20 protein-coding genes are annotated in these 25,875 nt (G+C 45.0%); 16 read left to right on the forward strand and 4 right to left on the reverse strand.

Annotation, left to right across the window (positions count from 1 at the left end; all coding sequences use genetic code 11):
- Window positions 1–20: 20 nt before the first annotated feature.
- From ACTNBF_RS07160 to ACTNBF_RS07175, 4 genes are all read left to right on the forward strand, one after another.
- Window positions 21–1,133: an ABC transporter ATP-binding protein gene (locus ACTNBF_RS07160; protein WP_427820652.1), complete on the forward strand. Its 1,113-nt coding sequence runs from the start codon at window positions 21–23 to the stop codon at window positions 1,131–1,133.
- A gap of 346 nt (window positions 1,134–1,479) precedes the next feature.
- Window positions 1,480–4,152, forward strand: a complete 2,673-nt coding sequence (locus ACTNBF_RS07165; RefSeq protein WP_441088937.1) for a cation-translocating P-type ATPase — start codon at window positions 1,480–1,482, stop codon at window positions 4,150–4,152.
- Window positions 4,153–4,195: 43 nt separating this feature from the next.
- Complete coding sequence (locus ACTNBF_RS07170; protein ID WP_441088938.1) at window positions 4,196–5,428, forward strand: AI-2E family transporter; 1,233 nt, start codon at window positions 4,196–4,198, stop codon at window positions 5,426–5,428.
- Window positions 5,429–5,526: 98 nt separating this feature from the next.
- The gene (locus ACTNBF_RS07175; protein WP_441029271.1) at window positions 5,527–6,129 is read left to right on the forward strand and encodes a nucleoside recognition protein; all 603 of its coding nucleotides are present in this window, start codon (window positions 5,527–5,529) and stop codon (window positions 6,127–6,129) included.
- 181 nt (window positions 6,130–6,310) lie between these two features.
- Here ACTNBF_RS07175 and ACTNBF_RS07180 read toward each other — a convergent pair whose 3' ends face one another.
- A complete protein-coding gene (locus ACTNBF_RS07180) occupies window positions 6,311–6,514 on the reverse strand; it encodes a hypothetical protein (RefSeq protein WP_441049474.1) in 204 nt (67 codons plus the stop codon).
- A 198-nt stretch (window positions 6,515–6,712) separates the two neighbouring features.
- Between ACTNBF_RS07180 and ACTNBF_RS07185 the strand changes: the two genes are divergently transcribed.
- A complete protein-coding gene (locus tag ACTNBF_RS07185; protein ID WP_441088939.1) occupies window positions 6,713–8,416 on the forward strand; it encodes a M3 family oligoendopeptidase in 1,704 nt (567 codons plus the stop codon).
- A gap of 23 nt (window positions 8,417–8,439) precedes the next feature.
- Here the strand turns inward: ACTNBF_RS07185 and ACTNBF_RS07190 are convergent, their stop codons facing one another.
- Window positions 8,440–9,336, reverse strand: coding sequence for an AraC family transcriptional regulator (locus ACTNBF_RS07190; protein WP_441017272.1), 897 nt, complete (start codon window positions 9,334–9,336; stop codon window positions 8,440–8,442).
- A 166-nt stretch (window positions 9,337–9,502) separates the two neighbouring features.
- Between ACTNBF_RS07190 and ACTNBF_RS07195 the strand changes: the two genes are divergently transcribed.
- The 3 genes from ACTNBF_RS07195 to ACTNBF_RS07205 all read left to right on the forward strand — a co-directional run bounded on the left by ACTNBF_RS07195 (window position 9,503) and on the right by ACTNBF_RS07205 (window position 12,907).
- On the forward strand, window positions 9,503–10,714 hold the full coding sequence (locus ACTNBF_RS07195) for a Gfo/Idh/MocA family protein (protein WP_441029261.1): 1,212 nt from the start codon (window positions 9,503–9,505) through the stop codon (window positions 10,712–10,714).
- Window positions 10,715–10,918: 204 nt separating this feature from the next.
- On the forward strand, window positions 10,919–12,277 hold the full coding sequence (locus ACTNBF_RS07200) for an MATE family efflux transporter (protein ID WP_441017266.1): 1,359 nt from the start codon (window positions 10,919–10,921) through the stop codon (window positions 12,275–12,277).
- 105 nt (window positions 12,278–12,382) lie between these two features.
- Window positions 12,383–12,907, forward strand: a complete 525-nt coding sequence (locus tag ACTNBF_RS07205; RefSeq protein ID WP_427805932.1) for a spore maturation protein — start codon at window positions 12,383–12,385, stop codon at window positions 12,905–12,907.
- A gap of 99 nt (window positions 12,908–13,006) precedes the next feature.
- Here ACTNBF_RS07205 and ACTNBF_RS07210 read toward each other — a convergent pair whose 3' ends face one another.
- Window positions 13,007–14,671, reverse strand: coding sequence for a DUF885 domain-containing protein (locus ACTNBF_RS07210; RefSeq protein WP_441088940.1), 1,665 nt, complete (start codon window positions 14,669–14,671; stop codon window positions 13,007–13,009).
- Window positions 14,672–14,914: 243 nt separating this feature from the next.
- On the opposite strand from ACTNBF_RS07210, the gene ACTNBF_RS07215 reads away from it, so the two are divergent.
- Window positions 14,915–15,967, forward strand: a complete 1,053-nt coding sequence (locus ACTNBF_RS07215; RefSeq protein WP_427806035.1) for a PTS transporter subunit IIC — start codon at window positions 14,915–14,917, stop codon at window positions 15,965–15,967.
- Between the two features lie 77 nt (window positions 15,968–16,044).
- Here the strand turns inward: ACTNBF_RS07215 and ACTNBF_RS07220 are convergent, their stop codons facing one another.
- Window positions 16,045–16,908, reverse strand: coding sequence for a LysR family transcriptional regulator (locus tag ACTNBF_RS07220; RefSeq protein ID WP_427805930.1), 864 nt, complete (start codon window positions 16,906–16,908; stop codon window positions 16,045–16,047).
- A gap of 171 nt (window positions 16,909–17,079) precedes the next feature.
- Here ACTNBF_RS07220 and ilvD point away from each other — a divergent pair, with 171 nt between their 5' ends.
- The 7 genes from ilvD (at window position 17,080) to ACTNBF_RS07255 (ending at window position 25,778) form a co-directional block, all read left to right on the forward strand.
- Window positions 17,080–18,747: a dihydroxy-acid dehydratase gene (gene ilvD / locus ACTNBF_RS07225; RefSeq protein WP_427805929.1), complete on the forward strand. Its 1,668-nt coding sequence runs from the start codon at window positions 17,080–17,082 to the stop codon at window positions 18,745–18,747.
- A gap of 23 nt (window positions 18,748–18,770) precedes the next feature.
- Complete coding sequence (locus ACTNBF_RS07230; protein ID WP_441017255.1) at window positions 18,771–19,757, forward strand: ornithine cyclodeaminase family protein; 987 nt, start codon at window positions 18,771–18,773, stop codon at window positions 19,755–19,757.
- Window positions 19,758–20,045: 288 nt separating this feature from the next.
- A complete protein-coding gene (locus ACTNBF_RS07235; RefSeq protein WP_441025552.1) occupies window positions 20,046–20,885 on the forward strand; it encodes a tyrosine-type recombinase/integrase in 840 nt (279 codons plus the stop codon).
- A 399-nt stretch (window positions 20,886–21,284) separates the two neighbouring features.
- Window positions 21,285–21,485 carry a helix-turn-helix domain-containing protein gene (locus tag ACTNBF_RS07240; protein ID WP_427820075.1) on the forward strand — a complete coding sequence of 67 codons (201 nt, stop codon included), beginning with the start codon at window positions 21,285–21,287 and terminating at the stop codon, window positions 21,483–21,485.
- Window positions 21,486–21,719: 234 nt separating this feature from the next.
- Window positions 21,720–23,534, forward strand: coding sequence for a polysaccharide biosynthesis protein (locus tag ACTNBF_RS07245; RefSeq protein ID WP_441088941.1), 1,815 nt, complete (start codon window positions 21,720–21,722; stop codon window positions 23,532–23,534).
- A 31-nt stretch (window positions 23,535–23,565) separates the two neighbouring features.
- Complete coding sequence (locus tag ACTNBF_RS07250) at window positions 23,566–25,350, forward strand: sugar transferase (RefSeq protein ID WP_441088942.1); 1,785 nt, start codon at window positions 23,566–23,568, stop codon at window positions 25,348–25,350.
- A gap of 128 nt (window positions 25,351–25,478) precedes the next feature.
- A complete protein-coding gene (locus tag ACTNBF_RS07255; protein ID WP_441088943.1) occupies window positions 25,479–25,778 on the forward strand; it encodes a hypothetical protein in 300 nt (99 codons plus the stop codon).
- The last annotated feature ends 97 nt before the right edge of the window (window positions 25,779–25,875 follow it).

The following is a 25,875-nucleotide window of genomic DNA, read 5'->3' on the forward strand; positions in this document are numbered from 1 at the left end:
ATTTTAGGAGGAAAGAACCAATGGCAAGTTTATCATTAAAACATATCAACAAAACTTATCCAAACGGATTTGAGGCAGTTAAAGATTTCAACCTTGAAATCGAAGATAAAGAATTTATCATCTTTGTAGGACCGTCAGGATGTGGAAAATCCACAACACTTCGTATGATCGCAGGTCTGGAAGACATCTCAAGCGGTGAATTAAAGATTGGTGATAAAGTAGTGAACGATGTAGAACCAAAAGACAGAGATATCGCAATGGTATTCCAGAACTACGCTCTGTATCCACATATGACTGTATATGATAACATGGCATTTGGTCTTAAATTAAGAAAAGTTCCGAAACCGGAAATTGATAAAATGGTTCGTGAAGCGGCAAGAATCCTTGACCTGGAAAGCCTGCTTGATCGTAAACCGAAAGCATTATCAGGTGGACAGAGACAGCGTGTTGCTATGGGACGTGCTATCGTTCGTAACCCGAAAGTATTCCTTATGGATGAGCCTCTTTCAAACCTGGATGCTAAGCTTCGTGGACAGATGCGTATTGAGATCTCTAAATTACATCAGAGATTAGGTACAACCATCATCTACGTAACACATGACCAGACAGAAGCTATGACACTGGGAACCAGAATCGTAGTTATGAACGCAGGTGTTGTTCAGCAGGTAGATACTCCACAGGTATTATACGATACCCCGTGCAACCTGTTCGTAGCAGGATTCATCGGATCTCCGCAGATGAACTTCGTAGATGCTGTATGTAAAGTAAAAGGCGACAAAGTATACCTTCAGGCTGGCCCTTCTGATATCGAACTTCCGGCTGCAAAAGCTAAAAAGCTTATCGATGGCGGATATGATGGAAAGACAGTTGTTCTCGGAATCCGTCCGGAAGATGTACATGACGAACCAGAATTTATCGCAAAATCTCAGGGTACTCTGATTGAAGCTACAATCCGTGTATACGAAATGCTTGGTGCAGAAGTTTACTTACACTTCGATTACGAAGGAGCAAGCATGACTGCAAGAGTTGATCCTAGAACAACAGCAAGAACAGGCGATACTGTTAAATTTGCTTTGGATGCAGACAAGATTCATGTATTCGATAAAGAAACAGAAAAGACAATCACAAACTAAGAATGTGTAATCCGCAAGAGACATATCCCATTTGAGATATGTCTCTTGTTTTTTGCCATGTGTACGCCAAACAGATCCGGTGGAATTTTTTTAATCTTTCAAATTTCCGAAAATGATTGACAAAATAATAGAATCTGATTATTATAACTAATAAGTAAAAGGGAGTAACCTACGTTTGTCATGAATGCGTTTACGATATCGTCAATACGATGGAACCCATCCGGTATCGTGAGAAAACGGTGAGACTTTTATTGCAGGAAGAAGTATGCAATGAAAGTCTTTTCTTTTTATCTTTTTGCATAGTGTCTTCTGAATTGTAAATACTTGGAAGTAGGAGGAAAACACGATGAAAGAAATTTACCAGCTAACAGCTGCTGAGGTGCAGGAGAGAGTGAACAGCCATCCGGACGGACTATCCAAAACGGAAGTAGAACAAAGTCGTGAGAGATCAGGATGGAACGAACTGACGGAAGGGAAGAGGAAGAGTGTACTGCAGATTTTTCTGGAGCAATACAAAGATTTCCTTGTATTTATATTGATCATATCTGCGATTATATCCGGAATTTTAGGAGATATGGAGAGTGCGATTGTAATTCTGGTGGTCATTACGATCAATGCGATCCTCGGAACGGTACAGACGCTGAAAGCGGAACAGTCCCTGCAAAGCTTGAAGAAACTTTCGGGTCCGGAGGCGAAAGTCATGCGTGACGGCGCGGTCGCCCCGATCCCGGTCCGGGAACTTGTCGTGGGAGATCTCGTGATGCTGGAGGCAGGGGACTATGTCCCGGCGGACGGAAGAATTCTGGAAAATGCAAGCCTCAAGATCGATGAAAGTGCACTCACAGGGGAGAGCCTTGGAGTGGAGAAGCAGGAAGATGTCATTGAAAACGAAGTTCCTCTGGGAGATCGGACCAACATGGTGTTTTCGGGAAGCTATGTCACATACGGGCGTGGAAGCTTTGTCGTGACGGATGTGGGAATGCAGACCGAGCTCGGGAAAATCGCCGGTTTGCTGAAAAATGCTTCCGAGAAAAAGACACCGCTTCAAGTGAATCTGGATCAGTTTGGGCAGAAGCTATCCATTATTATTTTAGTGTTCTGTGCCATTTTATTCGGAATCAGTGTTTTGCGGGGAGAGAATATCGGAAATGCATTTCTCTTTGCCGTTGCACTCGCGGTTGCCGCTATTCCCGAAGCGCTCAGTTCTATTGTAACGATCGTGCTTTCCTTTGGAACACAGAAAATGGCTAAAGAGCATGCAATCATCCGTAAACTTCAGGCAGTTGAAGGGCTGGGCAGTGTGTCTGTGATCTGTTCTGATAAAACAGGAACCTTGACACAGAATAAAATGACCGTGGAAGATTATTATGTGGATGCCAGAAGAATCCGCGCTGCAGAGGTGGATCTGAATGATACACTGCAGAGACAGCTTTTGCGGTATAGTATCCTTTGTAATGATTCAACGAATGAAGACGGAATTGAGATTGGCGATCCCACAGAGTCAGCGCTCATTAATATAGGAAGTGCACTGGGAATCGAGGCAGCCAAAGAGAGGGCACAGTATCCGAGACTTTCTGAAATTCCGTTTGACAGTGACAGAAAATTGATGTCTACGTTGCATTTGATGGAAAATCAGCAGGGAGAGCAAGTGTACCGCATGGCTGTGAAAGGTGCGGTGGACGTGATCCTTGACCGTGCCAGCCGGATCCAGACGGCAGACGGTGTCCGGGAAATTAATGCCAAGGACATAGAAAAGATTGAAAAACAGAATCGGGATTTCTCCGGAGAGGGACTCCGCGTTCTGGGATTTGCATACCGGGACATTCCGTTAGAAGATGGCGGCAAGTTGGGCGAAAGCCTTGCGAATAAACAGGCTCCGGTATTACAAATGGAAGATGAGCAGGATCTGGTATTTCAGGGAATGATCGCGATGATGGATCCGCCGAGAGAAGAATCCATGGAAGCAGTCGCAGAATGTATCAAAGCAGGGATCCGACCAGTCATGATTACTGGGGATCATAAGATTACTGCAGCGGCAATCGCAAAACGCATCGGCATTTTAAAGGATTTTTCAGAGGCATGTGAGGGTGCAGTGATTGATGGAATGACGGATGAAGAACTGAGAGAATTTGTTCCGCAGATTTCGGTTTACGCCCGCGTTTCACCGGAGCACAAGATAAGGATTGTCCGCGCATGGCAGGAGCGAGGCAATATTGTAGCCATGACCGGTGACGGAGTCAATGACGCACCGGCTCTGAAACAGGCGGATATCGGTGTTGCGATGGGAATAACCGGAACCGAAGTGGCCAAAGATGCGGCGGCGATGGTGCTGACAGATGATAATTTTGCAACCATTGTAAAAGCGGTGGAAAACGGACGGAATGTCTATCGAAACATTAAGAATTCGATTCAGTTCCTCCTGTCCGGCAATTTTGGCGCGATTCTTACCGTACTTTTTGCTTCGCTGGCAGCACTTCCGGTGCCGTTTGAACCGGTTCATCTTCTCTTTATCAACCTGCTGACTGACAGCCTTCCGGCAATCGCATTGGGACTGGAACCGCACAGCAGAGATGTGATGGAAGAAAAGCCTCGCCCGATGAATGAATCCATTTTGACGAAATCTTTTTTACTCAAAATCGGTCTGGAAGGTCTGGTGATCGGAGTGATGACAACGATCGGTTTTTTGATGGGATACCGTCAGGGCGGAGCTGCACTCGGAAGCACCTTCGCATTTGGAACATTGTGCCTGTCAAGGCTCGTTCACGGATTCAACTGTAAATCAGATGATATGATTTTGTTCAGCAAAAAGCTGTTTAATAATAAATATCTGATTGGTGCATTCGGAATCGGTTTTGTTTTCATTACAGCAGTCCTGATGATACCGGGACTTCACAATGTGTTCAAGGTGGTGACGCTGGATGGCGGGCAGTTCCTGACCGTCTGTGGACTGGCGATTCTGAATCTTCCGGTGATTCAGGTGCTGAGGGCAGTGAGAAAAGGTTGGAGAAAGCAGAAATAATAGGAAGAATTACAGAAAGAAATGCAGGAGGAGCGTGGCGTAAATGGATTGGAGTCAGGAAACACTTCGAAAAATAAGAGGATTGATTGTATTTACGATTTTGATTATGGTTGGACTCTGGAATTTCGATAAAGTTTTAGAGATTGTGGGAATGATATGGGGACTTGTGTTTCCGTTTGTACTTGGAGGTGCAATTGCATTTATCATCAATGTCCCGATGAGCTTCATCGAAGCGAAAATGTTCGGAAAAAATAAGGAAGACAGAGGAAAAGCGGCGAAGAAGCTGGCAAGGCCGGTCAGTCTCGTATTAACAATTGCGATTGTTGTCGGTCTGATCGTACTTGTGATGTTTGTTCTTGTACCGCAGTTGGGGGATACATTTTCCAGCCTGGGAAGCAGCATTGCAGCGTTCATTCCGAAACTGCAGGAATGGGTCGGGAATTTTACGAATAACAATCCGGATGTGATGAAATGGGTGGATCAGATTGAATTTAATCCGGATAAGATGATCAGCTGGCTAATGGGAATGCTTGGAAACGGAGCCGGAAATGTGATGAATACGACATTTAATGCGGTGAGTAATCTTGTCGGTGGCGTGGCCAAATTCTTTATTGCGTTTTCATTTGCCTGTTATGTTCTCTTTCAGAAGGAAAAACTGCATGTACAGGTCAGAAAGGTATTTTTTGCATTTATTCCCAAAAGGAAAGCGGAGGCGGCACTGGAGATATGCTCACTGACCTATAAGATCTTTTCCAATTTTCTGACAGGGCAATGTCTGGAAGCAATCATTCTGGGATGCATGTTTGTGGTGACGATGACGATTCTTAGAATGCCGTATGCACTTCTGATCGGAATTATTATTGCCTTCACCGCACTGATCCCGATTTTTGGTGCATTTATCGGATGTGCCCTGGGAGCTTTTATGATTTTTATGGTAAATCCAAGGCAAGCGGTTGTTTTTGTTATTATGTTCCTGGTGCTTCAGCAGATAGAAGGAAATCTGATCTATCCGCATGTTGTAGGAAATTCTGTGGGACTTCCGTCGATTTGGGTGCTGGCAGCAGTCAGCATCGGTGGAAATCTGATGGGGGTTGTCGGAATGTTGATCTTTATCCCGATCGTTTCAGTAATCTATACATTATTCCGGGAAATCGTATATCTCGAGCTTAAGAAACATAAGATCAAAAATGTGACAGCGCAGACTGTGGAAGAATACACGGAGGAAGAAGTGCAGAAAATGCAGGAAATCTTCGAAGCGGAGCATGCGGAAGATTAAGAAGAAACAATCTGGGTATTTGAAGAAGAAGAACTATAAGTGAAATATTGAAAAGGTTCCGCATATCTATTAGAGAGAAGCTTTTTCAGGTGAAATAAATGCTGAACTATTTATGGGCGGGCATGATTATTATGGGAATCATATTTGCCGCATTTACCGGGAAAATGGCAGATGTCACAAATGCCGCACTGGATTCCTCTAAAGAGGCAGTCACCCTGTGTATCACGATGATGGGAGTGATGTCGTTCTGGGTAGGCATCATGGAAATCGCGAAAAAAGGTGGGATCATGGAAGCTGCAGCGAAGAAAATGAGACCACTCATACGGTTTCTGTTCCCAGAATTACCCGAAGGACATCCCGCGGAAGAACATATAACAAGTAACATCATTGCCAATGTCCTCGGCCTCGGTTGGGCCGCGACCCCCGCCGGGCTGAAAGCGATGGAAGCGCTGGCGGATCTGGAAGAAGACAGACGGAGAGGAAGACTTCCGGGACCGGTAAGGAAGAAAGAAATCGCAAGTAATGAGATGTGTACCTTTTTGATTCTGAATATCTCCTCACTTCAGCTGATCCCGGTAAATGTGATCGCCTACAGGAGCCAGTATGGGAGCGTGAACCCGGCGGCGATTGTAGGGGCGGGGATCTTGGCGACGGCGGTGAGTACCGGAGTGGCGGTTGTGTATTGTAAACTTAGAACTTAGGGACGGTTCTTTTGCCACGATGCCAGGGCTTTTGACCCCAGCATCTTGCCACGACCAGCGCCCTTTGGCTTCAAATACTATGGTAAGAGAAACATATATGACAATTACAAAAAGCAGCCTTTACGGGAGAATGAGAATAATCTGTAAAGACTGCTTTTCGATTTCGAAGTTGCTATTAGGTTTAAGAATTTAACTTCTTTCGTAATTCCAGGAGTTCCTGTTCTATTTTGGATAACTTTAACCGCTGGGCATCAATCATACCTTCTTGCTGTTCTTTTTGCCAGCTTTCGAATTGAGAAAGCAGATGTTTGTGCATATGGGTTTCTCCTAAAAGTGCTTCTTGTGTGTGGAGAAATGGGAATAGAGTGTGCAAATTATTTGACATAGGCAAATCCTCCTTGGTAAAAAATAATATTGTTTGTTTCATCATTAGCGGGTTATTGCCTCGAAAGGAAAGCACCGAAAATGAGATGCCTTACGGCGAGAAAAATACAGCTCTCCGCTTTGGGCGCTTGTGATTCTTTTTCAACTGTGATACCATTATTTGTGGAAAAATCATATAACACTAAAGGAGAGCAAAGAAATGAAGTTTTCACAAATGCCTTATGAACGCCCGGATCTCGAGGCAGTCAAGGCGCAATTAAATGAATTTAATGAACGTCTGGCAAAGGCGGAAAGCTATGAAAGTGCGAAGGCTGTTTTCCTTGAGAGGGAAACGTATGAGAAGCATGTGGATACCATGGAGTCATTGGTATCCATCCGCCATTCTATTGATACCAGAGATGAATTCTATGATGAGGAGATGAAGTTCTGGAATACCTCAGGACCGGTTCTGGAAGAATACCGCCAGGAATGGAATAGAGTAATGCTGGAAAGCCCGTTCCGTCCGCAGTTCGAAGAAGAATACGGCAATGTAATGTTTATAAAAGCGGAGATGGCTAAGAAGACATTTGCACCGGAGATCATCCCGGATCTGCAGAAGGAAAATGAGTTGGCGACAACATATGAGAAACTGCTTGCATCAGCGCAGATTCCGTTTGAAGGGAATATGTACACGCTTTCTCAGATGACACCGTTTAAAAATGATGCAGACGATGACAGATGTCTTGCAGCATGGAAAGCGGAAGGTCAGTGGTACAAGGATCATCAGAAAGAACTGGATGATCTGTATGATCAGCTTGTGCATGTACGCGATCAAATAGGAAGAAAACTGGGGTATGACGGATATACTGAACTTGGTTACTACAGAATGCAGAGAAATTGTTATGGTAAAGAGGATGTAGCGCGTTTCCGCGCGGCGGTTGTGAAATATCTTGTGCCGGTAGCGGACGAGGTCTGCAGAGAGCAGGCGAAACGCATCGGAAGAGCGTATCCGCTAAGCTTTGCGGATGCGGCGCTGAAGTTCCGTTCTGGAAATCCAAAGCCGTGCGGGGAGCCGGAAGATATTCTTGCACAAGGCAAGAAATTCTATGATGAACTGTCTCCGGAGACCAGCAAATTTTTCAACACCATGTTGGATCAGGAACTTCTTGATGTATTATCAACGCCTGGAAAAGAAGCCGGAGCTTACTGCTCAAGCATTGCTGACTATGGAGTGCCGTTTATTTTCGCGAACTTTAATGGTACCCAGGGAGATGTGGAAGTCGTGACACATGAGGCGGGACATGCATTTGCGGCCTGGCTGAATCGCGACCGGGTACCGTACAGCCAGATCTGGCCGGGAATGGAAGCTTGTGAAGTACATTCTATGTCTATGGAATTCTTCGCATGGCCGTGGGCTGACGGGTTTTTTGGTGAAGACACCCGTAAATTCAAGTACAGCCATCTCGCCGGTGCACTGACATTCATTCCGTATGGAACGATGGTGGATCATTTCCAGCACATTGTGTTTGAAAAACCGGATATGACACCGAAGGAAAGGCACGGAGTATGGAAAGAACTGCTGGGAATTTACATGCCATGGATGAAACTGGACGGCGAGATTCCATTTTACAGTGAAGGAGAGGGATGGCAGAGACAGCACCATATTTATTCGCTTCCATTCTATTATATCGATTACTGTATTGCAGAGACGGTGGCACTGGAATTCTGGGCCATGATCCAGGAAGATCGGAAGGATGCGTGGGAACACTACATGGCTTATACCAGACAGGGAGGAAGCCGCGTGTTTACAGAGCTCCTGGAGCATGCGGGAATGGTAAGCCCGTTTGATGAAAACTGCCTGAAGACAGTAGCGGAAGCTGCAAAGAAATGGCTGAGCGAGTTCGATTTGGGAGGGATTCAATAAAAACGGACATTGCTTTAGCGTGTTTATTTTTGTTTTTCATTGGAGGGTATTCTGCCGGTTTCCCTTTTATAAGCGCGGGAAAAATAACTCTGGCTGTTAAAACCAAGCTTTATTGCGACAGAAGACACACTTTCTCCATCCTGAAGGAGTTCGGAAGCGGTCTTCATTTTGAGTTTGATCAAATACTTATGGACGCCGATTCCCGCAAACTTCTCAAAAATGCGTTTAATTCCTGCTTCGCTGATGTTGCAGAACCTGGCTATTTCTGATATGGACGGCTGGCGATGGATATTGCTGTTCAGGTAACTGATTGCTCTGCTGAAGCATACCGCATCCGGTGCGGAGGAAGTGGAGGATACGACTCCATTTTCGGACAAATGAAGAATCAGTTGCTGAATGTAGGTACTCACTGTCTGAAAGTAAGCGGGGGAGTGAACGAAAGACTCCAGGTAGTCAATGCCTTTAGAATTCGAAGAAGAGAGATTATCTGCCTCGGATCTCATATAAGAGAGCATCCGGCAAATAATCTCTTTTTCGGATTCGGACAGAGCAAATACTTTGTTTTTGAGAAATGAAGTAAGTGATCCTTCGGCAGAAAATGAGAAAATCAGCAGATCGGCACCGACTTCCCCATGAATAAGAAATTTATGAAATTCCATCGGTTTATGAAATACGATATTACCGCGTGTAAGGTTGTAAACACGCTCATCTCCGGAGACGCAGACTTTACCGTCTATGACGTAAAGGCATTCCCAGAAATTGTGGGTTTCCCCTTGAAAAGCATACCCATCGTTATAATGCATTTCAAATAATGAATAAAGACTATTTATTATAATTTGCTCTTCAATATGATAGGCCATCCAGACTATGTTTTCTTTTTGCATACCGATATTCTCCCGTATCTGTGTCAGATTCTGCATTTGCATGCTGCGATTTAGTGGTCCCATATTCTTTGTCTATAAAATGAGCTAAAAATACATATATATGAGCTAATGAGCCATAGATATATCTTTTTGATGGTGATATTATAGCATTGTCCAGAGAAATTGAAAAGTGATTCTTATGGAGATAAAGGAGGAGAATGATATGACGGATATCAAGATCGGATTTATTGGACTCGGAAGCAGAGGCGCGAATTTGTTGGAAGACATTGTGCTTGGACAGGGGGAACACGTGACGGCGGTTTGTGATTCTTATGCTGACCGGGCGGAAAATGGAGCGGAACTGGTGAACAAAGCGGGTCAGGACAGACCTCATGTATATACAGATGCGGAGGACGTGATCCGGGATGAAGAAGTGAATACGGTGATCATAGCATCGGCGTGGGAAAGCCATGTGGAGATCGCAATCGCTGCTATGTATGCGGGGAAAGCAGTTGCGATGGAAGTAGGGGGAGCCTATACATTGAATCAGTGCTGGGATCTGGTAAAAGCCTATGAAGAGACAAAGACACCGTTTATGTTTCTGGAAAACTGCTGTTTTGGAAGACGCGAAATGATGGTACTCAATATGGTACAGCAGGGCGTATTTGGCGAGATCGTGCACTGCGCCGGTGGATACCAGCATGATCTCAGGAAGGAAGTTACATTTGGAAAAGAGAACAGGCATTATCGCCTCAGAAATTACCTGTCAAGAAACTGTGACAACTATCCGACACATGATCTGGGACCGATTGCCAAAATATTGAATATCAATCATGGAAATCGTATGCTGACACTGACATCAACGGCTTCAAAGGCGTCCGGACTTCGTGATTACATTTTAAAGAATAAACCTGAAGATGAATTTCTGAAGAACCAGATTTTTACACAGGGAGATGTCGTGACGACGGTCATTAAATGTGCAAAGGGTGAAACGATTGTGCTGACACTGGATACAACTTTGCCGCGATATTATACCCGCAATTTTACAGTACGGGGAACCGCGGGAATGTATGAGGAAGTGACAGATTCTGTATTTCTGGACCGAGAAGAGGATATTGCCCATGATTTTGACTGGGGAAAGACAAATATAAACAATGCTCACCTTTATGAAGAACAGTATGAGCATCCGGTCTGGAAGGAGTATCTTGCCGAAGGAGTTCAGGGAACACATGATGGAATGGACTGGTTGGAATTTAGGACTTTCTTCCGTGCACTTCGAGAAAATGCACCTATGCCAATCGATGTTTACGATGCCGCTTCGTGGATGGCAATTACTGTACTTTCGGAAATGTCTATTGCCAGAGGCGGAGCAGTGGTGGATATTCCGGATTTCACAAATGGAAAGTGGGATAGTGAGATCCTTCCAAGGGAGTAATTGTTACCGGTTTATCATTCTTACGAAAAACAGATTGTATTTTCCTATATTTTTTGTAAAAACGTCAATTGTGCTTTGCTATTATTTTTCTTATAATTGCATTTGTAAATTTTGAAAGAAAGCGGCCGCTCTCCGATAGCACTTGAAAAGCAGGAGGGCGGTCGCTTGAACGATAGCAATATATGAGAAGGGGAGCTAAAGAGCATGGCATTACAGAAAGATATGACAACAGGAAGCCCCGGGAAGATTATTTTTGAATTTACACTCCCGGTTTTTATTGGAAATGTATTTCAACAGTTTTATAATATGGCGGATACGGTGATCGTCGGGAAGTTTGTGGGAACAGGTGCTCTGGCGGCAGTGGGAAGCACCGGAACGATCATGTTTCTGATCCTTGGTTTTGTGATGGGGATGACGGCCGGATTTACGGTGCTTACTGCACAGAAATTCGGAGCCGGTGATATGAAAGCAATGCGCCAGACAGTAGCGAGTGCGACGATACTTTCTACGTTGATGTCTGTACTTCTTACCGTGGTCAGTATGGCATTTATGAAGCCGCTCCTACGGTTTATGAAGACACCGGAGGATATATTTCAGGATGCTTATGTCTATATCATGATTATCTGTGCGGGAATTTTTGCACAGATGCTGTATAATTTGCTGTCGAGCATCTTAAGAGCGCTGGGGAACAGTAAGGTTCCGTTGTATTTCCTGATACTGGCGGCACTTCTCAATATTGTATTGGATCTTGTGTTTATTATTGTATGTAAAATGGGAACGGCAGGGGCCGCATGGGCAACCGTGACAGCGCAGGGTATCTCGGGGGTTTTATGCCTGGTTTATATTGTGAAAAAGGTATCTGTTTTACATTTGAAACGAGATGACTTCCGGTTCAAATCATATTTGATATGGAATCAACTCAGAGTGGGTTTCCCGATGGCACTTCAGTATTCCATCACAGCGATCGGAAGTATGATGGTACAAACGTCATTGAATTTGCTGGGATCCGTGCAAGTGGCAGCATTTACCGCAGCAGGGAAAGTGGAACAAATTGCAAATCAGGCATATGTGGCGATGGGAACAACGATGGCGACCTATTCGGCGCAGAACATCGGTGCCGGAAAAGTAAAAAGAATCCATCAGGGATTTCGCTCAGTCACAATGATGGGATGCGTTTATTCGGCAGTGATTGGATTGCTCATAGCGTTCTTTGGAAAATATATGACATATGTTTTCGTTTCTGATAACGTCAATACGATTATGCAGTCGGTGGATATTTATCTGAAATGTGTGGTGATGTTTTTTGTCCCGCTTATGATCGTGAATGTATACCGAAACGGAATCCAGGGAATGGGATATGGACTCATGCCGATGATGGCAGGGGTGGCGGAACTGATCGGAAGAGGAGTAGTCGCCGTGGTCGCTGCCGGAAGAAAAAGCTATGTGGGTGTGTGCCTTGCAAGTCCTGCCGCGTGGGTATTGGCAGGAAGTCTGCTTCTGGTGATGTATTTCTACATTATGAAGCATGACATGAAGAAATTCGAACAACCTGTGTCGGAATAAATTTATCTTGAAAGAAGATAAAGACTCGGCGTACTTGAATTTTGGAAGAATGGGGAAAAACTCCGCTGAATAGACTTGTAATAAGGAATTCAAGCGGAGTTTTTTATGCAGTTTTTTCTCTATATGAGCGATCTTATTGTACCGTTTCTGATTCTTGGCATTGTGATCTATGGGATCAGTATGAATGTGGATGTATATGATACCTTCATCAAGGGAGCCAGGAGCGGATTCCTCACGGTGATCAAGATCATGCCGACGCTCATCGGGCTCATGGTGGCGGTCGGGATTCTCAGAGCGTCCGGATTCCTGGAATACATATCCGGACTTCTGGGACGAGTGACACAGTATGTCGGATTTCCGGGAGAACTGGTGCCGCTTACGGTTGTGAAAATGTTCTCTTCTTCGGCGGCAACCGGCCTTTTGCTGGATATTTTCCGGGAATATGGAACGGATTCAAGAGTGGGTCTGATCGCTTCCATCTCGATGTCATGTACAGAAACGATTTTCTATACCATGTCCGTGTATTTCATGACGGCGAAGGTGACGAAGACCAGATACACATTTGCCGGGGCGCTCGTGGCTACGTTTGCGGGGCTGGCGGCAAGTGTGGTGTTGGCCGGGATGATGTGAGAAACGATGTCTTGCTGAAAACAGTTTTTTGAAGGAGGAATCCTGCAACCGGTACTAGTATAGCGTCCCGAAGGATCCTCCTTTTTTAGTTGTCTTTGTTCAATTTGAAAGTGCCTTTCTGACAGATTCATACACAATATCAAACGGTGCAGGCCCCACATCCAGTACGGCCTTATGAAATTCTTTCTGCGAGAAATCGTCGCCTTGTGTTCCCGCGATTTCTTTCTTCAGATTCAGAAATTCCAGATAACCAAGATAATATTTCAAATAGTTCGCCGGATCACCGATGATGAGTTCATAGAGATTCTGGATCGCTGCGAGGTCTGTGATCCCATAGTCTTTGAAAAACACAGCGGTATCGATCAGCGTCCACCCGTCGTAATGGATTCCGATGTCGGCAAGCGTATAGAGCCCAAGAAGAACAGAAGTATTCTTCTGGTACAGGCTGGCTTCCGGTTTGGAAATCGGTGCCATGTAGTAGGACATCATTTCTGCGTAGGTTGCCCAGCCTTCTACATAGCCGCCAAAATCGAGGAGACTGCGGATCGGATCGGCGTTCTGTGAAGAAAAATATACAGTCTGATACAGGTGACCGGGATAGCCCTCATGAGCCAGTGTGGTGTAGAGGGAAAGTCCGCCGGAAGTCTGCCCCTGATTGATGTAAATCACGTTTTCGGAAATATTATCGATTGCAGGAATCATGTAAAATGCAGGACTTAAGTAATCCTCCAGAGCGGTCGGGACATATTTGACAGAGGTCTCTACGTCCGGAATCTCTGGAAACGCACCGTTGATCTTCTGCCTCAGGTCATTTAACATCGAAGAAGGCGCCATGGAATCCAGAACCGACAGAAGCTGATCGGAATAAAGAACCTCTTCCATGGCAGTCAGGTCTTCTATGATCTGTTTTTGAGTCATTTTCTTCAGATCTTCGATGGAATCGGAGATGCCGGTTTTACTGCGGACCAGGATCTCATAATAGGTTTTCCCATCGGGTAAATAGCAAAGCCCTTTCTCATTCGTTCCGTTTCCTTTTAATGCATTTAAAGAATCGGCAAGTTCCAGATATGCAGGGAAAATCACATTCTGAAGCGCTGCGTCGTTCTGTGAAATAAGGTTGCTCCGTTCCTCATCGGAAAGCTCCAGAGAATCCAGCCGTTCTTCAAATGTTTCGTACAGATAATTATCTTCTCCCATTTCTACAAAGGAAATGCATTGGCTCGTAACAGAATCCACCTGATAATCCGGCATAAACATGCCGACGTCGATACGGGCATTTTCAAATGCAATCAAAGAATCAAAATAGTCATCGGTATCTTCCAGAAGTTCCAGATATGTTTCGGCATCTTCGACACTGTAAAACTGAAATTCCGAGAGCAGGACAGGAAGCTGGGCGTGAATGCCGGTGATTGGCGATAGAGGATCCTGGTAAAGGAGATATTCCGCCATTTGTGAGGAAGTATCCAGATAAGAGTCCAGAATTTCGTATGTCAGCCGATTCTCCTCAGAAAGAGAGGCGGGATGAAACTGATGAAGCGATGCCTGGCAGTTCTCAATCGAAGCCAGAGCAGCATCCGGATCGCTGGGAAAGCTCCCGTATGTAACGGGGCAGTCCGAAATACCGTAATCGGCCGGGTTGCGAAGGGTGTAGTGAAGGCTGATCGTGTTGGAAGAAACTTCACGGCAAAAAAGATCGTGGGTGAATTTACGAAATGCTTTATCTTCATTGGTTGAAAAGCTGATCTGACTGCAGCCGTTCAGCATAGTAAGAATTATGAAAAAGGGAAGAATGAGAGAAATTCGTTTCTTCTGGGAGTGAAGAAGGTGATAGGACATAGAGACTCCATAAGATTTTTTATTAATATATGAAGAAATAGGGAAAAAAAGAAATAAAAGATATTGACGAAATGCGAAAAATGTGGATAATATTCATAGAAACGACAAGTGACAAGACAGATGACAAGTGATGAGATGACATGCCGGATGGCAATGGAAAATGGAGGGTTTATGAAAGAGTTTCTAAAGAAAAAGAACATTATTTTCTCTGCAAAGAGATATGGGATCGATGCACTCAGTGCAATGGCCCAGGGGCTGTTTGCGTCTCTTCTGATCGGTACGATCATCAGTACGATTGGAGAACAGACCGGAATTGAGATCCTTGTGACGGTGGGAGCTTATGCAAAGGGAGCAACCGGTGCTGCGATGGCGGTATCCATCGGATATGCGCTGCAGTGTCCTCCGCTGGTATTATTTTCACTGGCGGCGGTAGGTATGGCGGCAAACGAGTTGGGAGGAGCAGGCGGACCGCTTGCGGTTCTGGTCGTGACGATTTTCGCTGCTGAATTTGGAAAACTGGTTTCCAAAGAAACCAAAATTGATATTATTGTAACACCGATGGTGACGATCGGAGTCGGCGTTCTGCTCAGCCTCGGATGTGCGCCTGCAATCGGCAAGGCGGCGAGCACCGTAGGAACTGCAATTATGTGGGCGACAGAACTGCAGCCATTCTTTATGGGAATTCTGGTATCTGTGATCGTAGGAATTGCACTGACACTTCCGATCAGCAGTGCGGCAATCTGTGCGGCTCTTTCTCTGACAGGGCTTGCCGGAGGGGCTGCAGTGGCCGGATGCTGTGCCCAGATGGTGGGATTTGCTGTGATGAGTTTCAAGGAAAATAAATGGGGCGGACTCTTTGCCCAGGGAATCGGAACTTCCATGCTTCAGATGGGAAATATCGTTAAGAATCCGAAGATCTGGCTCCCGCCAATTCTGGCTTCAGCAATCACAGGCCCGATTGCCACCTGTATCTTCCGCCTTCAGATGAACGGAGCAGCAGTTGCGTCCGGAATGGGAACCTGCGGCCTTGTGGGACAGATCGGTGTGTACACCGGATGGGTGAGTGATATCGCAAACGGAGCGAAAGCCGCGATCACAGCAATGGACTGGATCGGCCTGCTCCTGATCTGCTTTATCCTGCCGGGACTTCTGTCATGGCTGATCGCGATTCCGATGCGCAAGAAAGGCTGGATCGGAGAAAACGATCTGAAACTGGATCTGTAAAAGAAGATTTAGACGAATACATATAAGAAAAACGAGTAACCAAACCGGATCGAAGAGGTTACTCGTTTTTTTACTTGTTATGAATTGCTGTGGCTTTTGACAAAATCAAGAAACCGAAGCGTTGCCGGGGCTGCGGCTGCATTTTCAGAATAAGCGACACCCAGAACACGCGTATAGTGGCTGGAAAAAGAGCGGACACAGACGTCAAAAGGCGCATTGGTCAGCAAAAGACGCGGAAGTACGGTAATACCGAAACCTGCTTCCACCATTTTCAAAGTGGCAAAATCCTCGTTCAGCCGGTAGCGGATCTTAGGGGTAATGTTGTTCATGGCGAAAATATTTCCCATCTCGTAATCCAGACCATCAGAGGAAAGAATAAAGTTCTCATTATCGATATCGGCAAGAGATACTTCGGCCTGAAATGCAAGCGGGTGGCCGGCGGGGGTGACCAGCATCAGCTCATCCGTTCCCACCGGAATAAAGGAAGCTTCCGGGACAGAATAGCGGGAGACGAAGATACAGTCCAGTTCGCCGCTGTGGAGACGTTCTTTCAATCCGCTGAAACCATCGACCGTAAGTTCAAAGTTGATATTCGGATAGACGGAAGAGAATTCCTTCAGAATATCTGGGAGCCAGTGATAGGCGATGCTCTGGATTGTACCGATCCGGATATATCCGGTATCCAGTCCGTTCAGTCTCGCCGCAAGCCGGTTGATCTGCTGCTCTTCCCGGCAGATGATCCGAAGTGATTCAATGATCTCCTCGGTGCCAAGCAGAAGATCCATGCCGGATTTGGAACGCTTGAACAGGGGAAAACCAAGCTCTTTCTCATAACTTCGGATCGCCTGGCTGATGGCAGACTGCGTATAATTCAGTTTTTCGGCCGTTTTAGAAATACTGTGTGTCTCGCAGACATCTAGAATGATTTCATATTTATTCATGCGAACTCCTTCTATTAAAAAAAGTGATACTACCTATTAAAATAATTTGCTTTTCGAATTGCTTTTTATCTTTTATTATAAACATGGATGAATGTTTTTTGTCAAGAGCGGGACGGGTACATAGTCACCCAGTCACTGCCTCAAATGCATACTAAATAGGAGGAGAAATTTATGGGAACAGAATTCTGGAATGGAGCAGAAGCGGCACATAGACGAGTGATGATGAAAGCGGCCGGATATTCAGATAGTGATATCCGCAAGAAACCGCATATTGGTGTACCGAATTCATATATGGAGGGATCACCGGGATCCGCACATCTGCGCCAGATCGCAGCTGCGGTAAAAGAAGGAATCTGGGCAGCAGGAGGTGTTCCGGTAGAATTTGGAATTCCGGCAACGTGTGGAAACATCGCAAATGGAGCGGAAGAATTGAAATATGAGCAGGTAGGACGCGACATTGTGGCTATGTCGGTAGAATTTGTCAGCCGTGTCCACAATTTTGACGGGCTGGTTATGGTTGCATCCTGTGATAATATTATTGCCGGCTGCTATCTGGCGGCAATGCGCCTGGATATCCCTGCCATGGTGGTGACAGGGGGATCTATGCAGCCGGGACAGTATTGCGGCAAAACAGTCGTAGAAGCGGATCTGGATGCAGCACGTTTCTCAGGCGCCGATGAGAGTGAACTGATGGAAATGGAAGACAATGTCTGCCCGTCATTTGGTGCATGTCCGTCCATGGGAACAGCGAATACGATGCAGATGCTGGGGGAAGTATTGAATCTGGTACTTCCGGGAACGTCAACGATCCCTGCAACCGATAATGCAAAACTTCGCAAAGCTCGTGAAGCAGGAAAATATGCGGTTCTGATGGCAAAAGCAGGAAGAAAACCTTCCGATCTGATCACGAAGGAAGTTCTGGAAAATGCAATCATGTTTGACATGGCGGTAGCCGGATCAACCAATGCGGTACTGCATCTGCTGTCTTATGCATACGAACTGGGAATCAAATTGACACTGGAAGACTTTGAACATTATGCCAAGGAAATCCCGTGCATCAATGCAGTCGTACCGAGCGGCCCGTATACGGTAGTAGATTTTCACTATGCCGGAGGCGTACCGAATGTCATGAAAATGCTGGAGAGCAAACTGCATACAGACGCACCGAGCATGTACGGATGTCCATGGAGCGAAGTGCTGTCCAAAGTAACCGCACAGGAAAATAAAGTAATCCATTCTCTGGACCGTCCGCTGTTCCATGAACCGGGACTTAAGATCCTTCGCGGAAATCTTTCCCCGAACGGAGCAATCGTACGTCCGACAGCGGTTTATGACGAAGTGAAGTACATGAAAGGCAAAGCAAAAGTATTTGAAAATGACCGTTCCGCATTTGAAGCAATTCAGGGTGGACAGATCGTGCCTGGCGATATCATTGTAATCCGCTATGAAGGATGCAAAGGCGCACCGGGAATGAAAGAACTGATGCTGAGTATTGATGCTCTGATCGGACTTGGATTACATAAGAGTGTAGGACTGATTACCGATGCCAGATTCTCCGGATTTAACTTCGGTGCTATTATCGGGCACGTTTCACCGGAAGCATATGACGGAGGTACGATCGCACTGGTGGAAAATGGAGATGAGATTGTGATCGATATTCCGAACGGTGAAGTATCGCTTCTGGTATCCGATGAGGAACTGGCAAAAAGACGTGAAAACTGGGTATGCCCGCCGCTTAAGGAAGAGAAGGGATGCCTGAACATTTACGCAAAGATGTGCCGCCCGGCAGAAGAAGGCGGAGCGATGCAGCCGTGGGGACTGGACGCGAAATTCAAATAATAAAATTTTAGGAGAGTGAAAAGATGCTGTTATTATCAAGAGAAGATATTAAAAAAGTATTCACTATGAGGGATGCAATCGAGGCGGATAAGGAGGCGTTCCGTCTGGTTGTTGAGGGAAAATGCGATTCCCCGCTCAGAACAAATATCCAGGCGCCGAAATATGACGGATGTTTTTTGTTTATGCCGGCCTATGTAGAAGAAATGGATACCGCTGCGGTGAAGATCGTCAACATTTTTCCGCACAATATTGACCAGGGAAAGCCGTCCTCTCCGGCACAGGTTCTTCTGATTGACGGAAAGACCGGAATCGTTACGGCTGTGCTTGACGGAACCTATGTGACCCAGATCCGTACAGGTGCGGCTTCCGGCGCGGCATTCGACGTATTGGCGAAGAAAGACTGCCGGATCGGTGCACTGATCGGGACCGGAGGACAGGCAGCGACTCAGCTGGAAGCAATGCTGGAAGCAAGAAAATTGGAGGAAGTCCGGGTTTATGACCTGAATTATGAGCGTACTGCCGCATTTGCAGAAAGAATGCAGGAAGAACTGAAGGCATACGGAGCAAAGATTATTCCGGTTCATTCTTCCGATGAAGCAATCGATGACGCGGATCTTCTGATCACCGTGACACCATCTTCCAAACCGGTGTTTGACGGAACAAAGGTGAAAGCCGGAGCGACCATTAGCTGTGTCGGAGCATACCAGCACCACATGCAGGAGATGGATCCGGCAATCCTGCCGAGAGCATCCAAGATTTATTTCGATTCGAAAGAGGCGGTGCTGTCTGAATCCGGAGATATTCTGATTCCATTAGAAGAAGGAATCATCACCGAAGAAGACTTTACAGGAGATCTTGGAATGGTACTGAAAGGGGAACTCGTAGGCAGAGAAAATGATGAGGAAATCATTGTTTTCGAGACCGTAGGAGTTGCGGTTCAGGATCTGGTGGCTGCCAAGAAGATCTATGAAAAAGCGGTGGAAGCAAATGTAGGAACTGAGTGGAAATAGAATAAAATAAATTCAAAAAAACTTTCAGAAATTGTGTTCTCATTGATAAAATGCCACAACCGTGATCCGGCAGGGAGATGTTCTATGGGTAATGGGAGCGGAAATGAATGTTGAGCATCTGGAAGCGTTAAGGAAAGAATAAAAAATAAGCAACGAATGGTAAAGCGCCGTTTCAAGAGATAAAATACTTGAAACGGCGCTTTTTTTCATTGTTTTACAAAAGAAATGAATAAATTCGTTACAATGAAGACAGAGGGGAACAAAATCAATTAATTGGAGAGTGTAAAAATGGGAGAAAGAATCATAACGGAGGAAATCATACAATCTTTTCATCAATATTTAGTTCAGGAAGAAAAAAGTACGGCAACAATCGAGAAATATCTTCGCGATGTCCGGACCTTTTCAACGTATATCGGTTCCAAGATTGTGACAAAAGAACTTGTTATGGACTATAAACAGAATTTGCAGGTGAAAGAATATGCAGTTCGCTCGATCAATTCCATGCTGGCAAGTTTGAGCAGTCTGCTGGACTTCCTGGGATGGTCCGAATGCAAAGTGAAAAATATTAAAATGCAGAAACAAGTGTATTGTGCCGAAGAAAAAGAATTGACCAAGGCAGAATATTTCCGGCTTCTGGAAGCGTCAAAGAAAAAACCGCAGCTACAGTTGGTAATGCAGACAATATGCGGAACCGGAATCCGTGTTTCAGAACTGCAGCATTTTACTGTGGAGGCGGTAAAACAAGGAGAGGTCATCGTCAATTGTAAAGGAAAGACCAGAACGATCCTGATTCCCGGGAAACTGCGGAAACGGTTGCTTGATTATGCCCGGAAGCAGAAAATACAATCCGGAACCATTTTCCTGAGTCAAAAGAAAACACCGTTAAACCGGAGTTATATCTGGGAACAGATGAAAGGACTTTGTAAGGAGGCGAACGTGAGTCCCGGAAAGGTATTTCCGCATAACCTGAGGAAGCTTTTTGCAAGGACATTCTACGGTATCGAAAAGGATATCGCCAAATTGGCCGATATTCTGGGACACAGCAGCATCGACACGACCCGGATTTATATCATGAGTACAGGGGCAGAGCATCGAAAAAAGATCGAACAGCTTGGCCTTGTCGTGTGAATATAAAAAACTGACATAATTCACATTATGTTATTTAACTGATAAAAAAATGAATATGTTTCAGGTATATTAGGGGTATTTTTTCGGATTTTTGAGTACACGAAGAAATATCCTCCTTTTTGATTTCACAGAAATCTTGACTGGGGATCATCTTCCTTTGCGCTTCGACGGATTTCGACAGAATTCTTGCTGCCTCTCCCTACAGGAATCGCATTTTTTCGAGCGCATTGCTTGATTTTTCGACTGTTTTATGCTATACTTTCGTTGATAAATTTTAGATACTTATGTGGATTAAATCTATTGTACTGACATAATGTGAATTATGTCATAAATTATATATTTATAGAATATTTTGATTCCATTTCAGTGTGGATTTTCAAGTATAAGGAGGTACGGATTTTGAACTATAAGTTATTAAAGACATTTCGAAAAAGGCATGGTTTCACACAGGCAGAAGTCGCAGAATATGCAGGTGTAAGCCGTCAGGCATTTTCCAACTATGAGAGGGGCTTGCGGGAGCCATCTATAAAAGTGCTGATCATGCTTGCGGATTTGTATCACATCAGTCTGGATGAATTAGTCGGAAGAGAGCAAAAATAAGAATTTCAAAACGCATTGTTTCAGGTAGAGGAGTACCGGAGACAATGCGTTTTGGTATAGCCAATTGATTTATAAGCAACTAGTTATTTCATAAATACCAGGAGGAAGCGTAGCTTTGTGGACGGAATAATAGGATGCATGAGAAGACAAAGTGAAAAGTAAATAATGAGAGACTTTAGAAAAAAGATTGTTAAAAACAGAGAGATGTTTTTGAGGAGTATGGCGCTTCTATTTATGGATATAGCAATCATTATTATCAGCATGGGGGGAGCGCTTTGGATTCGATGTGATTTCCAGTTTAGTAAGATTGACAGTATTTTTTTGGAATCTGTGCATGATTATATGCTCATTAATATTACCTGTACAGTATTGATTTATTCAATTTTGAGATTATACAGCAGTTTGTGGCGCTTCGCGAGTATAGAAGAACTTAAGAATGTCATTATCGCTGTGTGTTTGTCATCGGTGACACAGACTGCAGGGATGAAACTTATGGGGTGTGAGGTGCCGAGAAGTTATCCGTTCCTTTACCTGCTGTTGCTTGCCCTTTTGACGATTGTAAGTAGATTTTCTTATCGATTCCTGAGGATCGCGATGCACAAATACAGGAAAGAAAGAGAAATTTCGCCCATTCAGACGATGATCGTAGGCGCCGGATCAGCCGGTTACATGATCGTGCGTGAGATGAATAACAGCAAGCATCTGAATCGAAAGATTCCCTGTATTATTGACGATGATCCCGCAAAACAGGGAACATATCTCCAGGGAATACCGATCGTCGGAAAGAAAGAAATGATTCCGTATTATGCTGAGAAATATGGAATCGAAGAAATTGTAATTGCGATTCCGACGATATCCAGAGAAGGCCAGAAGGAACTGCTGGATATCTGCCAGAAAACACCCTGTAAAATCTTGATTCTCCCGGGAATCTATCAGCTGGTCAACGATGAAGTCAGTGTATCCATGCTCCGCGAGGTTCAGATTGAGGACTTGCTTGGAAGAGAGCCGGTCAATCTCGAGATGGATGAAATCATGGAATATGTTCAGGGCAAAGTCGTACTGGTTACAGGAGGCGGAGGATCGATCGGAAGTGAGATCTGCCGGCAGGTGGCACTGCACAATCCGGGACTTCTGATTATTCTGGACATTTATGAAAACAATGCCTACGACGTACAGAATGAACTCCTTGCAAAATATCCGGACATGAACCTGAAGGTTCTGATCGGGTCTGTGAGAAACAGAAAACGGATCGATTCCATCTTTGAACAGTATCGTCCGGAACTGGTTTTCCACGCTGCAGCACACAAACATGTGCCTCTTATGGAAGACAGCCCGAATGAGGCGATTAAAAATAATGTATCCGGGACCTGGATCGTGGCCCGCGCTGCAGATGCGTACCGGGCAAAGAAGATGGTTCTGATTTCCTCCGATAAAGCCGTGCGCCCGACCAACATTATGGGAGCATCAAAAAGAGTATGCGAGCTGATCGTGCAAAGCTTTGCACAGAATTCGCAGACAGAATATGCGGCGGTGCGTTTTGGAAATGTACTGGGAAGCAACGGAAGCGTTGTTCCATTGTTCCGAAAACAGATTGAAGAAGGCGGACCGGTGACGGTGACTCATCCGGAAGTGATCCGGTATTTTATGACGATCCCGGAAGCTGTGAACCTTGTCCTTCAATGCGGCGCCCTTGCAAAAGGAGGAGAAATCTTCATCCTGGATATGGGGGAACCCGTTAAAATCATAGAACTGGCTGAAAAGATGATTCGTTTATCCGGATACGAACCGAATGTAGACATTCAGATCAAAATTACAGGACTGCGCCCTGGTGAAAAACTGTATGAAGAACTTCTGATTGATGAGGACAATCTGAAAAAGACGGATAAAGACCGCATTTTCGTTGCCCAGCAGACGGGTGTCGATTCTGCAAAAATACAGGAGGCGGTCCAGAAACTGATCGAAGAAGCATACGATGAGACGCAGGATATCCGTTCCTACATCAAGGAATTGGTGCCGGAATATGCTCCACAAGGAATTGTAGAAGAATAGAGAGTTACGTTTTTGGGGGATGAGGGTGGCTATGAAAACGGAAAAAAGACATCAGAAAAATCCGTATCATAAGCTTACGGAATATCAGAAACGTTACATGAAGGTGAAGGATATATTGGACAGAGTACTAGCTATCATAGGACTTTGTATATTATCACCACTGTTTCTGATCATAATCGTTATGTGTAAATCAGAAGATGGATGGAATGCACCAGTCTTTTTCTCACAGAAAAGGGTGGGCATTCATAAAAAGCATTTTGAACTATATAAATTCCGCAGTATGAAACTGGATACGCCGCATGACACTCCGACCCATCTGCTCGCAAATCCGGAACAGTACATAACCAAAGTGGGGAAAATACTGAGGAAAACTTCACTTGACGAATTGCCGCAACTATGGAATATTGCCAAAGGCGATATGGCAGTCATCGGACCGCGCCCGGCACTCTGGAATCAGTTCGATCTGATTGAAGAGCGGGACAGATATGGTGTTCACCAGATCAAGCCGGGCCTCACCGGCTGGGCACAGATCCACGGGCGGGATGAACTGGAAATCAGGGAGAAAGCCAAATTAGACGGATATTATTTAAGACATTTAGGATTTGTAATTGATATAAAAGCCTTTCTTGGAACGATTGTTTCTGTGGCAAAGAGCGATGGGGTTGTAGAAGGTGGTACAGGGGCAATTCGTGGGAAGGGAGAAGAGAAGACCGCTGAAGAGAGGACTGAAAAGAAGACCGCATTAATTGTGACGAATCATTCTTATATGCTCTGGCAGTTCCGGAGAGAGCTGATTGCTGAATTGATGAAAAAATACCATGTCATCATCAGCATGCCGTTCGTGGGACACGAAGAAGATTTCAAAGCCATGGGTGTGAAATGCATTCAGACCAATGTGGAGCGCCGGGGGATGAATCCGGTAAAAGATATGTCTCTTATCAAAAGCTACTTTAAGGTGATCAGGGATGAAAAACCGGATATCGTTCTTACCTATTCGATTAAACCAAACATTTATGCCGGGTTCGTGTGTGGAGTGCTGAAAATACCGTTCTTCGCCAATGTGCAGGGAATGGGAACCGCATTTCAGAATCCAAGTCTGGCAAGATTTGTTTCGATGCTGTATAAAGCGGCGTTCCGAAAAGTCAAAGCAGTCTTTTTCGAAAATGAGGCAAATGCAGAAGAATTCTGTAAGAGACAGATTATCGAAAAAGACAAAGAAGTTGTACTTCACGGAGCTGGCATTAATCTGGACTATTATTCCCTGCAGCCGTATCCGAAGAATGATAAAGTTCATTTCCTGTATCTTGGAAGAATCATGAGAGAGAAAGGGATGGATGAACTTTTCAAAGCGGCAGAAAGGCTTCATGAGGAGCAAGAAGCATTTGTATTGGATCTGGTGGGTTTTTTTGAAGATGAATATAAAGAAAAAGTGGAAACGCTGACGGGAAAAGGTATTGTTGTATTTCACGGATTCCAGGAGGATCCGAGACCTTTTTATACAGCGGCTGACTGTATCGTAATGCCAAGCTATCATGAAGGGATGAGCAATGTGAATCTGGAAGCAGCTGCAACCGGAAGGCCGGTTATTACATCCGATATTCCCGGGTGCAGGGAAGCGGTGGAGGATGGGAAGACTGGTTATTTGTGTAAAGCGAAGAATGTCGAAAGTCTGTACCGGGTGATGAAGAAAGTTCTGGAATTGCCATCGGAAGAAAGAGAAGCCATGGGAGTGGCGGGACGTCGGAAGATGGAGAGGGAATTTGATAAAGGGGACGTTGTGAGACGGACGATAGAGGAGATTGAGAGACGGGGATAGTGATTGGATAGAGAAAGTCGAAGGCGATATGAAGGGAGAGAATTCATATCGTTTTCGTGTATGCTGGCTTTTCGGATGAATTGGGCATCGGGAGTGGTGGTGATGCGGGGGAAGAAAGGGACACAGATATGACATTAACGAATTATTGGTGGCTGCTAATATGGCTTTTTGTCGCCGGAGGGATTTTGACAATTGCGGTGCCGAAAAGGCCGGAGCGAGTGTTGGGGAAGACGGAGAATAGATGGAGCTGGGGGGCAGCAATTATGTTGGCTTGTCCGTATGCCATTTGGTGCATGAATCGTTCTTGGTTCGGCGATACAGAAATGTATCGCAAAACGTTTTTAGAAGCACCGGTAGCTATTTCTCAAATTCCTATTTATTTGATGGAACATACTAAAGATCGTGGTTTTTCTGGAGGGCGTAAATAGTTTTGTGTCTATGAAGGCTGAATCCTTCTGATTAAGAATTAGATATGTAATATTTTGCCGTCGAATTTATGGATTTATTGTTGTCGAATTTATCTTT

The sequence above is a fragment of the Bariatricus sp. HCP28S3_A4 genome, assembly GCF_052066395.1.
Taxonomy (GTDB): Bacteria; Bacillota; Clostridia; order Lachnospirales; family Lachnospiraceae; genus Allocoprococcus.